We start from the raw sequence: 13,105 nt of genomic DNA, 5'->3' as shown, positions 1-13,105 counted from the left end.
GCAAACGAAAAAATCAATGTACTCCCCCCAAAAAAGAGCGTCATTGATTCACACAGACCTTTAATTAATTTAACTATTTGTGATATGTTAACACAGATCATTAATGCACGCATCCTCACCCCGCAAGGCTGGTTGAAGGATGGGTCAGTTCTTATTCGTGACAATAAAATTCTGGAAGTAACTAATTGTGACCTTGCAATTATCGGAGCCAAACTGATTGATGCCAAAGGAATGTATATTGTTCCGGGAGGTGTAGAAATCCATGTTCACGGTGGCGGTGGAAGAGACTTTATGGAAGGCACCGAAGAGGCTTTCCAGACAGCAATCAAAGCTCATATGCAGCATGGCACTACCAGTATTTTTCCTACTCTTTCTTCTTCTACCATTCCAATGATCCGTGCAGCCGCGGAAACTACAGAGAAAATGATGGCGGAGCCTAATAGCCCTGTGCTCGGACTTCATCTGGAAGGACATTATTTCAATATGGCGATGGCAGGTGGACAGATTCCCGAAAATATCAAAGATCCCGATCCCGAAGAATATATTCCGTTGCTGGAAGAAACTCATTGTATCAAACGTTGGGATGCCGCACCGGAACTCCCCGGAGCCATGCAATTTGGTAAATATATCACAGCGAAAGGGGTATTGGCTTCGGTAGGACATACCCAGGCCGAATTTGAGGATATACAGACAGCCTATGAGGCGGGATATACGCATGCCACTCATTTTTATAATGCAATGCCGGGATTCCATAAACGGAAAGAGTACAAGTATGAAGGTACGGTAGAAAGTATTTATCTGATTGATGATATGACAGTGGAAGTGGTGGCAGACGGTATTCATGTGCCTCCAACAATCTTGCGCCTTGTATACAAGATAAAAGGAGTGGAACGCACTTGTCTGATAACGGATGCATTAGCTTGTGCGGCCAGCGATAGTCAGGTGGCTTTTGATCCGCGTGTGATTATCGAGGACGGAGTATGTAAGCTGGCAGACCATTCAGCACTGGCGGGAAGTATTGCAACGATGGATCGACTGATTCGTACCATGGTGCAGAAGGCGGAAATACCTTTGGAGGATGCCGTGAGAATGGCCTCCGAAACTCCTGCCCGGATTATGGGAGTACTCGACCGTAAAGGAACGCTGGAGCGTGGCAAGGATGCCGATATGATTGCTTTAGACAGAGACTTGAATGTGAGAGCTGTATGGGCAATGGGAGAACTGGTGGAAGGCACCAATAAACTGTTTTAAATCTAATAAATAACGAAAACTATGTTGACTCAAATAATAAATGGAAGAATATTGACCCCGCAAGGCTGGTTGAAAGATGGTTCCGTATTGATTTGTGATGGAAAAATATTAGAGGTGACCAACAGTGATTTGGCGGTTATCGGTGCAACGGTTATTGATGCCAGAGGGATGACGATTGTGCCCGGATTTGTAAGTATGCATGCACATGGAGGTGGCGGACATGATTATACGGAAGCAACGGAAGAAGCATTCCGCACGGCAACTACTGCACACCTAAAACATGGTGCTACCGGGATATTTCCTACATTATCATCTACCTCGTTCGAAAGAATCTACCAGGCAGTCGATGTCTGTGAAAACCTGATGAAAGAGAAGGACTCTCCTGTTCTTGGCCTGCATATCGAAGGTCCTTACCTGAATCCGAAGATGGCGGGAACCCAGTACGACGGTTTTCTGAAAACTCCGGATGAAAACGAATATATTCCTTTATTGGAGCATACCTCTTGTATCAGACGTTGGGACATCAGTCCTGAACTGCACGGTGCACATGATTTTGCAAAGTACACCCGTTCGAAAGGAATTATGACTGCCGTAACACATACGGAAGCCGAATATGATGAAATCAAGGCTGCGTATGCAGTGGGTTTCTCTCATGCTGCCCATTTTTATAATGCGATGCCGGGTTTCCATAAACGTCGTGAATATAAATATGAGGGTACGGTGGAGAGTGTATATTTGACGGATGGGATGACAGTGGAAGTGATTGCAGATGGTATTCACTTGCCTGCCACGATTCTAAAATTGGTTTATAAGTTGAAAGGTGTAGAGAATACGTGCCTCGTTACCGATGCTTTGGCTTATGCTGCTTATGAAGGGAATGAACCGATTGATCCTCGCTATATCATAGAGGACGGCGTATGTAAGATGGCAGATCATTCTGCATTGGCCGGTAGCCTGGCTACGATGGATGTGTTGGTTCGCACCATGGTGAAGAAAGCGAATATACCTTTGGAAGATGCCGTGCGTATGGCTTCTGAAACTCCTGCCCGTTTAATAGGAGCGAGTGACCGGAAAGGGGCGTTGGCAAAGGGCAAGGATGCTGATATTGTGATTCTTGATAAGGAACTGAATGTGCGATGTGTATGGTCGATGGGAAAGATTGTCCCGGGAACTGATATTCTGTTGCATAAAGAATAGTTGAAATAATCCCAAAAGAGGTGTGTCATAATAAATAATAAAACGCAGATTAACGCAAATTATCGCAGAAATAATTTTATAAGTCGTTGATTAATATATCAATATAAATGAAATAATCTGCGATAATTTGCGTTAATCTGCGTTTTGACATACTCCCTATTGTAAAAGCAAATGTTCTGTATGATATTAAGAGCCCCGTAGTTTATCATCATCAGAAGCTTTCCGGACTTTTAATGTATTTCTATTCTGAAAGCAAACTGCTTTCTATCAGTTCTTTCAATTGGTTTTTATTCATTGTACCTAACTTCATTGTCGGTTTGCCGTTCAGCGGGCAAAGTAACAGGTTGGGAATGGTGCGGATTTTAAATGCACTTTCCAATTCCGGTTCCTGATCGACGTCTACTTTATAAATATCTAATTTCCCTTCGTATTCTTTAGTCAGTTGGTCTAATATAGGCGATAACGCTTTGCAATAGACGCACCACGGGGCATGAAAATCGACCAGGCAAGGTTTATTCCCTTTGAAGTTCCAGTTATCAGGATAAGATTGATAATCAGCTACCTTCTCTACAAAACTATCTTTGGTTAAATCTATTATTTTCATATATTCTATTTTTAATGGTTCATTTCATTTTCTCTACTGCAAAGATAGGGGAACTGTGATAAAAGAAGGATAGCCATTTTTCCTGTTGTGTTTACAATTCTTCCTTTATGGCTATTTTCTAATCAAATTCTAATCTGATATGAGAGGCTTATAATGGCTTTTTCCCGTCTCTCCGGCTATAGAATTGTAATTTTGCCGCGACAACTACAATAAGGTAATAAAGATAAATATAGTAATGAACAGAGTATTTCTAATTTCTTTTTTTCTTCTGCTGACAGGAGGAATATGCGCGCAACAGGCTACCACAGGAACATTAACGCTGAAAGAGGCGGAACAACGTTTTCTGGAACGTAACTTATCGCTGATAGCCGAACGGTACAACATTGATATGGCACAGGCACAAGTGCTGCAAGCCAAATTATTTGAGAATCCGGTAATCTCGTTAGAACAGAATGTTTATAACCGCCTGAACGGAAAGTATTTTGATTTTGGTAAGGAGGGCGAAATGGTTGTGGGGATTGAACAGGTAATTCGTCTTGCCGGACAACGGAATAAGCAGGTGAAACTGGAGAAAATCAATAAAGAAATAGCAGAATATCAGTTTGAAGAGGTGATGAGAACACTTCGTCAGGAGCTGAATGAGAAGTTTGTACAAGTCTATTTTCTCTCGAAATCCATATCCATTTATGAGAAGGAAGTGAATTCTCTGCAAGAGTTACTTGCCGGAATGAAACTGCAACAGGAGAAAGGAAATATTTCATTGATGGAAATGTCCCGTCTGGAATCTATGTTGTTCTCTTTGAAGAAAGAGAAGAATGAACGGGAAAATGAGTTGTTGACCCTTAGAGGGGAACTTAATGTCTTGTTAAATCTTCCGGGAGACACGATGGTTGAGTTATCACTGGATGAAGAGGTGTTGAAGCAATTGGATTTGTCTCAACTATCGTTCGCCGACTTGAAAGCGATGGTGAATGAACGGCCGGATCTCAAGATTGCCCGGAGTACGGTCAGTGCTTCCCGTGCAAATCTGAAATTGCAGAAATCAATGGCATTTCCGGAATTTTCGGTGAATGGTAGTTATGACCGTGCCGGAAACTTTATCAATAACTATTTTGCAATAGGAGTGAGCTTGTCAGTACCTATTTTCAACCGCAACCAGGGAAATGTGAAAGCTGCCCGTTTTAGTATCCAGCAGGCAGGAGCGGAACAGGAAAATGCGGCTAACCGTGCGGATATGGAGCTTTATACCGCTTATGCTTCGTTGGATAAAGCTGTTCAGCTTTATCAATCTACCAATATGGAACTGGAACGTAACTTCGAAAAACTGATAGCAGGAGTGAATGAAAACTTTAAGAAACGAAATATCAGCTTGTTGGAGTTTATCGATTACTATGACAGCTATAAAGAAACTTGTATTCAGTTACATGAAATAAAGAAAGATGTTTTCCTGGCGATGGAAAACCTGAATACAACTATCGGACAAACTATATTGAACTACTAATATTCATAAATTATCAAAGACTATGAACTGGAATAAATTCCTTTCTTGCATATTGCTTACTACCATATTGGGAGCATGCTCCGGTAAAGGAGAACAAACGAATGTTGAACCGACTGCCTTATGCCTGACAGATAGCTTGTTGAGAATTGTATCTGTCGATACGGTTCACGTTCAAGAGGTGATTGACGAACTGACGTTGAACGGGCGGGTCACTTTTAATGAGAATCAGGTGGCACATGTATATCCGATGTTTGGAGGTACGGTAACAGAACTGAAGGCTGAAATAGGAGACTTTGTTCGTAAGGGAGATGTATTGGCAGTCATCCGCAGTGGAGAAGTGGCAGATTATGAAAAGCAATTGAAAGAGGCGGAACAACAATTATTGCTGGCACGCAGAAATATGGATGCTACGCAGGATATGTATGCTTCCGGCATGGCTTCGGATAAAGATGTACTTCAGGCGAAGCAGGAGTTGACAAGTGCCGAAGCCGAAGAAAGAAGAATAAAGGATGTTTTCTCTATTTATAATTTCTCCGGAAATGCTTATTATCAGCTGAAATCTCCCGTTTCGGGGTTTATTGTGGAGAAACAAATCAGCAGGGATATGCAGTTGCGTCCGGATCAGAGTGAAGAACTGTTCACGATTTCGGGGTTGTCAGACGTATGGGTGATGGCGGATGTGTATGAAAGCGATATCAGTAAGGTTTCCGAAGGTGCTTCCGTACGCATTTCTACGTTGGCTTATCCGGATAAGATGTTTGCCGGTACGATTGATAAGGTGTATCATTTGTTGAATAGTGAAAGTAAAACGATGAATGTCCGCATCAAATTGAAGAATGAAGAGTATTTGTTGAAACCGGGGATGTTTACGAATGTAAGTGTGAAATGTAAAGCGGATGGAACTTCCATGCCTCGTATCGATGCTCATGCACTGGTATTTGAAGGAGGAAAGAATTATATAGTCGTGGTGGAGCCGGATCAGCGTTTGCAGGTGAAAGAGGTGGATGTGTACAAGCAGTTGAGCAAGGAGTGCTATATCCGTTCCGGACTTTCCGAGGGAGACAGAGTGCTGAATAATAATGTATTGTTGGTATATAATGCGTTGAATGCAGATTAAAAACAGAAAATAGTATGCACAAATTCATAGATAATATAGTGGCTTTCTCGCTGAAGAATAAATTCTTTATTTTCTTCTGTACAGCGATTGCCGTTATAGCCGGAGCTGTTTCCTTTAAACATACTCCGATAGATGCTTTCCCGGATGTGACGAATACGAAAGTGACGATTATCACGCAATGGCCGGGGCGTAGTGCCGAAGAGGTAGAGAAGTTTATCACCATTCCTGTTGAGATTGCGATGAATCCCGTTCAGAAGAAAACGGATATTCGTTCCACCACTCTTTTCGGGCTTTCTGTCATCAATGTAATGTTTGAAGATCGTGTCGATGATTTCACCGCACGTCAACAGGTATATAATTTATTGAATGATGCTGACCTTCCGGACGGGGTAACTCCGGAAGTACAACCTCTGTATGGACCGACGGGAGAAATATTCCGTTATACGCTGCGTAGTGACAAGCGCAGTGTGCGGGAACTGAAAACGATTCAGGATTGGGTGATTGAACGTAATCTCCGTTCGGTGTCCGGCGTAGCGGATATTGTGAGCTTCGGCGGAGAGGTGAAGACGTTTGAGGTAAGTGTGAATCCTCACCAGTTGATTAATTATGGCATTACCTCTTTGGAACTGTATGATGCGATAGCTAAAAGTAATATTAATGTAGGAGGAGATGTTATCACTAAAAGTTCGCAAGCTTATGTGGTTCGTGGAATCGGTTTGATTAACGATCTGGATGAATTGAGAAATATCGTAGTGAAAAACATCAATGGCACTCCGATTCTGGTGAAGAATCTTGCCGATGTACACGAATCCTGTCTGCCTCGTCTGGGACAAGTGGGCCGAATGGATGAGAATGATGTTGTACAGGGGATTGTAGTCATGCGGAAAGGAGAGAATCCGGGTGAGGTGATTGCAAACCTGAAAGATAAAATAGAAGACTTGAATCAGAATGTGCTTCCGAAAGATGTGAAGATAGTGGCATTCTATGACCGGGAGGACTTGGTGAATCTGGCGGTAAAGACTGTGACGCATAACCTGATTGAAGGAATATTATTGGTTACGTTTATTGTATTGATCTTTATGGCAGATTGGCGGACTACCGTGATTGTTGCTGTCGTTATCCCATTAGCCCTTTTGTTCGCATTTATCTGTTTACGGGTGATGGGAATGTCCGCCAATCTGCTTTCTATGGGAGCCATAGACTTCGGTATTATTATTGACGGGGCCGTGGTGATGGTGGAAGGAGTGTTTGTGGCTTTGGACAAGAAAGCGAGGGAAGTGGGGATGCCTGCTTTTAATGTGATGTCTAAAATGGGACTGATCCGTCACACGGCAAAAGACAAGGCGAAAGCGGTTTTCTTCTCTAAATTGATTATCATCACTGCATTGATTCCTATCTTCTCTTTCCAGAAGGTAGAAGGAAAGATGTTCTCTCCTTTGGCATACACGTTGGGCTTTGCACTGTTGGGAGCTTTGATCTTTACATTGACATTGGTTCCGGTGATGTCTTCCATGTTACTGAAGAAGAATGTCCGTGAGAAAAACAACCGTTTTGTCCATTTTATCAATGCAAAGTGTTCGGCTCTTTTTGATTTATTCTATGCGCACAGAAAACTGACCATCGGAATGGCAACCGTAATAGCAGGTGTCGGATTATGGCTTTTCTCTTTCCTGGGTACGGAGTTCCTTCCGCAGTTGAATGAGGGATCTATCTATATTCGTGCTACTTTGCCACAGAGCATTTCGTTGGATGAATCGGTGACTCTTGCCAATAAAATGAGAAAGAAACTATTAACATTTCCGGAAGTGCGGCAAGTGCTGTCGCAAACCGGACGACCGAATGACGGTACAGATGCTACCGGATTTTATAATATCGAGTTCCACGTTGATATTTATCCCGAAAAGGAATGGGAGAGCAAGTTGACAAAACTGGAACTGATTGATAAGATGCAGGATGATTTATCCATTTATCCCGGTATTGACTTCAATTTCTCACAACCGATTACCGATAATGTGGAGGAAGCTGCTTCCGGTGTGAAAGGATCTATTGCGGTGAAAGTGTTTGGTAAAGACTTGTATGAGTCGGAGAAATATGCGGTTCAGATAGATAAGATTCTTAGTACGGTTCAGGGAATTGAAGACTTGGGTGTGATTCGGAACATCGGTCAGCCGGAGCTTCGCATAGAGTTGAATGAACGCCAGTTGGCGCGTTATGGGGTTGCTAAGGAAGATGTGCAATCAATTATCGAAATGGCTATTGGCGGAAAATCGGCTTCACTGTTGTATGAGGATGAGCGGAAGTTCAATATCATGGTAAGATACAGTGAACAATTCCGCCAGAATGAAGAGGAGATAGGTAAGATATTGGTTCCGGCGATGGATGGAACGATGGTACCTATCAAAGAATTGGCAGATATAACGACGATTACGGGACCATTATTGATATTCCGTGATAATCACGCTCGTTTCTGTGCGGTGAAATTCTCGGTGAGAGGTCGTGATATGGGTACGGCAGTTGCCGAGGCGCAGAAAAAGGTGAATGCTTCCGTACATCTGCCGGCAGGCTATTCGTTGAAATGGACGGGCGATTTTGAGAACCAGCAACGTGCAACGAAACGTCTGGCACAGGTTGTTCCTATCAGTATTGCTATTATCTTTATCATCCTGTTTATTCTATTCTCTAATGCGCGGGATGCGGGACTGGTATTGTTGAATGTACCGTTTGCCGCCGTGGGTGGTATTGTGGCTCTTCTGATAACGCAGTTCAACTTCTCCATTTCTGCCGGTATCGGTTTTATTGCCTTGTTTGGTATTTGTATTCAGAATGGGGTGATTATGATTTCCGATATAAAGGCGAATCTAAAACTCGGTTCGCCCTTGGAGAAAGCCACTAAGGAAGGAGTGCGCTCGCGTATCCGCCCTGTGATTATGACAGCGGCAATGGCAGCTATCGGTTTGATGCCCGCTGCCATGAGTCATGGAATTGGTTCGGAATCACAGCGTCCGTTGGCTATTGTCATTATCGGTGGATTGATAGGAGCGACTTTCTTTGCTCTGTTTGTCTTTCCTCTTATTGTGGAAGTGGTATATGAACGAATGTTATATGATAAAAATGGAAAGTTATTGCAAAGACGTATTTAGTTCATTTCTATCCTGTGAAAAAAACTCTCATAGATTAAATTTGTAGGTTTTCAGTAGGTAGAGGGAGAAAGGAATAAAAGAAAGGTGAATTAAAAAATCACCCGTACTTTTGTTCCTTTTTCTATTTCTGAAAATATATCCAACTTTGCGTGATAAGCAGAGATGATTTTCAGGGTCAGGCTAAGTCCGATGCCTTGTCCGGCATAGTCCCGGGTATTACTGCCCCGATAGAAAGACTGGAATATGTGTTCTATTTCTTCTTGTGGAATACCGATTCCCCGGTCTTCTATATCAAGAATGACTTGTTGTTGCTCCCGGTAGAGAGTCACATTTACTTCTTTATCAGAGTATTTGCAGGCGTTATCTATTATATTCTTTAATGCTATCTTCAACAGATACGGATTGGCTTTTACAGTCATCTGGCGGTCTGTCTCTTCCAAATGAAGATGGATTCTCTCATCGGAAGCTGTCAACTCTTTTAATATATCGGCCAGAATAATCTCTTCAATATTGTTTTTCAGGAGTTCTTCTTCTTGTCGTGAAAGAAAAAGAAGATGCCGGATCAGATTGGATAACCGTTTGCTTTCCGAAGAAATTCGTTGGAGAGATTCAATGTATTCCCCCGTGCTTCTTTCTTTCAGCAGACTGATTTCACATTCTCCCTGAATGGCAGTAATCGGATTGTTCAACTCATGTGAAGCATGACTGACAAAGGATTTCTCTGCCTTGAATGCACTGTCCAGACGGTCGAGCATGCTATTTAATGTCTTTATCATGTCCTCCAGCTCGTCATTATTGCCAGTGGTCTTTAATCGGCGGTTCAGACTGTTGGCACGTATTCTTTTCAATTCCTTTAGTATGTGTTGCAGGGGAACCAGAATACGGCCGGAATATATTTTTCCGATAAAAAAGATCAGGACGGAACTGGCTAAGATGAGAAATATGGAAAGCAATAATAAGTGTTCCTTGATTTCTGTTCCGTAGGCATTCCGTGACATGACGAGTACGATAAAGTTTCCTTCATTATCCGGATAATAAAGGGCGGCTCCCAGTTGATCCTTATATTTGAAGGAGAAGGGGATGCTGTCCTGTCCTGCCAGCAGAAGAGCTTGCTGGTGTTGTGTGAGGTATTTATTCAGCGTATCACGTACTTCGGAGAGACTGTCCATATTTAAAAGAATCTCATGGGCTTCGGGCAGGAGTTCGTCATATTTGCGCTGGATAATCTGGTAGCTCTGTTCGTCTACTTCATCTTTTTCCCAATGCTTCTGCGCGGTCAGGTAGGCTTTTTCACGCAGGTAAGAAGCATAAAGTTTATTGATGTACTGCGTACTGAAAATATAAAATACAGCAATGATGATGACAGTGGTCAGTACACTGATTAATGTATAGAAGAGAGCTATTTTAGAACCTATTTTCATAGCCGGTGTGCTTGGGAGTTTAAGTATTCATGATATATCCTAATCCTACGACTGTATGGATCAGCTTTTTATCAAAGTCACGATCAATCTTTACCCGGAGATAGTTTACGTAAACATCTACGATGTTGGTATTGGTATCAAAATTCTTGTCCCATACATCTTTGAGCAGGGTGATACGTGAGAGGGCAACCCCTTGATGAGTCATGAAATATTCGAGCAGGCGGTATTCTTTAACGGTAAGGTCGATGTCTATGTCCCCCCTTTTGGCTTTTCGAGTATTGCAGTCCAATACCAGGTTATCGCATGTCAATAGATTGGAAGGGACTTCTTTGTTGCGTCTCAACAGGGCTTTGATGCGTGCTTCCAGTTCTTGGAAACTAAAAGGTTTGACGAGATAATCATCTGCTCCCGCATCCAGTCCTTTGACGATGTCTTCGGTTGTTCCTAAAGCTGTCAGCATGATTACCGGGATTTGATACCCGAACATTTGGCGATAAAGTCGGCAAAGCTCCAAACCATTTATTTTAGGCATGATAATGTCCAGTATTAAAAGGTCGAAAGGTTCGTCCTGAAGGATTTTCCAACCCGTATTCCCGTCATGGCAGACGGTTACCGAATGCCCGAATTCTTTGAGTCCCCGTTCGATGAAAGAGGCGATGTTAATTTCATCTTCAACCAATAGTATCTTTGCCATAATTCAGATTGTTTATGTGCAAAGATACTTTTTTCCCGGCATCCGGAGAAAGAAATCCGCCCTACATTTAAGTGTTTCTTCTTTTTGAGTTGTACTATATACAAACAATAGATATGCTATGAAAATAAATTATGTCATTGGAGCTTTTCTGTGTGTGCTGGGATGTTACGGGTGTAGCAGTCCGAAAACAGAAGTGAAATCGCCGGACGGTCATATCAAAATGGCTTTAACAGTAGACGACAACGGCAAACCGTTGTATAACGTTTTAGTAGGTGACTCATTGTTGATTGAAAATTCGACTTTGGGATTTACGGAGAAAAACGGTATCGACCTGGGCGGAGGATTTCAGATAAAAAACACGACTTTCGACAGTAAGGATGAAACATGGACGCAACCATGGGGTGAAAATAAAACCAATAGGAATCATTATAATGAGATGGCAGTAAATCTGGTCAATAAAGATCAGGTGGAGTTAACGCTTCGTTTCCGTGTGTTTGATGATGGGGTAGGGTTCCGTTATGAATATAATGTGCCCGCAGCGGATTCCCTATTGATTACGGATGAATTGACAACTTTCCGTTTTCGTCAGGACGGTACATCATGGTCTATTCCTGCCAGCGCCGAAACTTATGAATTGCTTTATGCGCAACGTCCCATTTCCGAGGTGGAGACAGCCAATACTCCTTTCACCTTTAAAACTGCCGATGGTGTCTACGGAAGTATTCATGAAGCGGCATTGTACGATTTTTCGGAAATGACTTTGAAGCAGGCAGGAAACTATACGTTGAAAGCTGAACTTGCTCCATGGCCTGATGGTGTGAAAGTGCGTAAAGGTAATCATTTCACTACTTCCTGGCGTACTATTCAGATTGTTCCGGATGCCGTTAGTCTGATTAATTCGGCTATGATTTTAAATCTGAATGAACCAAGTAAAATAGAAACGACCGATTGGATTCGTCCGATGAAATATGTAGGTGTATGGTGGGGAATGCATCTCGGCGTAGAAACCTGGAAGATGGATGAACGTCATGGAGCCACTACTGTCAATGCCAAGAAATACATTGATTTTGCCGCTGCCAATCAGATTGAAGGCGTTTTGTTTGAAGGTTGGAATGAAGGCTGGGAAAGCTGGGGTGGTATGCAAAACTTTGACTTTACGAAACCGTATGCTGACTTTGACATTGATGAAGTGGTTCGTTATGCAAAGGAAAAAGGAGTTGAAGTTATCGGCCATCACGAGACCGGAGGGAATATTCCCAATTATGAGCGCCAGATGGATCATGCTATGCAATGGTACACAGACCACGGTATCCATGTCCTGAAGACAGGATATGCGGGAGCTTTCCCGAATGGTTATCTTCATCACAGCCAATATGGAGTCAACCACTATCAGAAAGTGGTGGAAACAGCTGCCCGTCACAAGATGACGCTGGATGCGCACGAACCTATTAAAGATACCGGTATCCGTCGTACATGGCCTAATATGATGACACGTGAAGGAGTGAGAGGGATGGAATGGAATGCATGGAGCGAAGGAAATCCTCCGTCTCATCATGTCATGTTGCCGTTCACCCGTATGCTGTCCGGTCCGCTGGATTATACACCGGGTACGTTTGATATTTTGTTTCTGAATACCAAAGATTCTCCCCGTCGCCAGAAATGGAACGATCAGGATAAAGGAAACAGCCGTGTGAATACAACATTGGCGAAACAGCTTGCTAACTGGGTGATTTTGTATTCTCCCTTGCAGATGGCATCTGATATGATTGAAAATTATGAAGGCCATCCGGCTTTCCAGTTCTTCCGCGATTTTGATCCGGATTGTGACGAATCGAAAGCATTGGCAGGAGAACCGGGGGAATTTGTAGCCATCGTGCGTAAAGCAAAAGGCAACTATTTCTTGGGAGCGGCAACGAACGAGAAACCCCGTACACTGGAAATAAAACTGGATTTCCTGGAACCGGGCAAACAGTATAAAGCTGTCATCTATGCGGATGGAGAGAATGCGGATTGGAAATCAAATCCTACGGATTACCAGATAACGGAACAAACGGTTACTTCTGAAAATACGTTGAACATACGAATGGCTGCCGGAGGCGGACAGGCTATTTCATTTATGACACTTAATTAATAGATTATATTTAAACGCAGATTAACGCGGATTATCGCAGATTTTAAAA

Annotated in this window: 9 protein-coding genes; 6 read left to right on the top strand and 3 right to left on the bottom strand. The window is 42.8% G+C overall.

Features of this window, described 5'->3' with window-relative positions:
- The first annotated feature begins 84 nt into the window (after positions 1–84).
- Together nagA (H8796_RS19635) and nagA (H8796_RS19630) are read left to right on the top strand one after the other, a co-directional pair.
- Positions 85–1,251, top strand: coding sequence for an N-acetylglucosamine-6-phosphate deacetylase (gene nagA / locus H8796_RS19635; RefSeq protein WP_117935677.1), 1,167 nt, complete (start codon positions 85–87; stop codon positions 1,249–1,251).
- A 21-nt stretch (positions 1,252–1,272) separates the two neighbouring features.
- Positions 1,273–2,448, top strand: coding sequence for an N-acetylglucosamine-6-phosphate deacetylase (gene nagA, locus H8796_RS19630; protein WP_117935675.1), 1,176 nt, complete (start codon positions 1,273–1,275; stop codon positions 2,446–2,448).
- A 241-nt stretch (positions 2,449–2,689) separates the two neighbouring features.
- Here nagA (H8796_RS19630) and H8796_RS19625 read toward each other — a convergent pair whose 3' ends face one another.
- Positions 2,690–3,052, bottom strand: coding sequence for a co-chaperone YbbN (locus H8796_RS19625; protein ID WP_117935673.1), 363 nt, complete (start codon positions 3,050–3,052; stop codon positions 2,690–2,692).
- A 235-nt stretch (positions 3,053–3,287) separates the two neighbouring features.
- On the opposite strand from H8796_RS19625, the gene H8796_RS19620 reads away from it, so the two are divergent.
- Genes H8796_RS19620 through H8796_RS19610 form a run of 3 tightly spaced genes read left to right on the top strand, consistent with a single transcriptional unit; the run spans position 3,288 to position 8,810 of the window.
- Entirely contained in the window at positions 3,288–4,553 is a 1,266-nt protein-coding gene (locus H8796_RS19620) for a TolC family protein (protein WP_004295722.1), read from the top strand.
- A gap of 22 nt (positions 4,554–4,575) precedes the next feature.
- A complete protein-coding gene (locus tag H8796_RS19615) occupies positions 4,576–5,670 on the top strand; it encodes an efflux RND transporter periplasmic adaptor subunit (RefSeq protein ID WP_117935671.1) in 1,095 nt (364 codons plus the stop codon).
- A 14-nt stretch (positions 5,671–5,684) separates the two neighbouring features.
- Positions 5,685–8,810, top strand: coding sequence for an efflux RND transporter permease subunit (locus H8796_RS19610; protein ID WP_004303525.1), 3,126 nt, complete (start codon positions 5,685–5,687; stop codon positions 8,808–8,810).
- Between the two features lie 89 nt (positions 8,811–8,899).
- On the opposite strand, the gene H8796_RS19605 is transcribed toward H8796_RS19610, so the two are convergent.
- Both H8796_RS19605 and H8796_RS19600 read right to left on the bottom strand, forming a co-directional pair.
- Positions 8,900–10,231: a HAMP domain-containing sensor histidine kinase gene (locus tag H8796_RS19605; RefSeq protein WP_117935669.1), complete on the bottom strand. Its 1,332-nt coding sequence runs from the start codon at positions 10,229–10,231 to the stop codon at positions 8,900–8,902.
- 19 nt (positions 10,232–10,250) lie between these two features.
- Positions 10,251–10,925 (bottom strand): response regulator transcription factor, encoded by a 675-nt coding sequence (locus H8796_RS19600; protein ID WP_117935667.1) that lies wholly within the window; start codon positions 10,923–10,925, stop codon positions 10,251–10,253.
- Positions 10,926–11,043: 118 nt separating this feature from the next.
- Between H8796_RS19600 and H8796_RS19595 the strand changes: the two genes are divergently transcribed.
- On the top strand, positions 11,044–13,056 hold the full coding sequence (locus tag H8796_RS19595) for a glycoside hydrolase family 97 protein (RefSeq protein ID WP_117935665.1): 2,013 nt from the start codon (positions 11,044–11,046) through the stop codon (positions 13,054–13,056).
- Positions 13,057–13,105 lie beyond the last annotated feature (49 nt).

The sequence above is a fragment of the Bacteroides sp. M10 genome, from assembly GCF_014334015.1.
GTDB classification, from domain to species: domain Bacteria; phylum Bacteroidota; class Bacteroidia; order Bacteroidales; family Bacteroidaceae; genus Bacteroides; species Bacteroides intestinigallinarum.
Note: the sequence above shows the minus strand (reverse complement) of the source record. Positions and strands in the feature narration are given on the sequence as shown.

Coding starts and splice junctions, on each gene's coding strand:
- nagA (WP_117935677.1), top strand. CDS start 85: ATGTTAACACAGATCATTAATGCACGCATCCTCACCCCGCAAGGCTGG.
- nagA (WP_117935675.1), top strand. CDS start 1,273: ATGTTGACTCAAATAATAAATGGAAGAATATTGACCCCGCAAGGCTGG.
- H8796_RS19625 (WP_117935673.1), bottom strand. CDS start 3,052: ATGAAAATAATAGATTTAACCAAAGATAGTTTTGTAGAGAAGGTAGCT.
- H8796_RS19620 (WP_004295722.1), top strand. CDS start 3,288: ATGAACAGAGTATTTCTAATTTCTTTTTTTCTTCTGCTGACAGGAGGA.
- H8796_RS19615 (WP_117935671.1), top strand. CDS start 4,576: ATGAACTGGAATAAATTCCTTTCTTGCATATTGCTTACTACCATATTG.
- H8796_RS19610 (WP_004303525.1), top strand. CDS start 5,685: ATGCACAAATTCATAGATAATATAGTGGCTTTCTCGCTGAAGAATAAA.
- H8796_RS19605 (WP_117935669.1), bottom strand. CDS start 10,231: ATGAAAATAGGTTCTAAAATAGCTCTCTTCTATACATTAATCAGTGTA.
- H8796_RS19600 (WP_117935667.1), bottom strand. CDS start 10,925: ATGGCAAAGATACTATTGGTTGAAGATGAAATTAACATCGCCTCTTTC.
- H8796_RS19595 (WP_117935665.1), top strand. CDS start 11,044: ATGAAAATAAATTATGTCATTGGAGCTTTTCTGTGTGTGCTGGGATGT.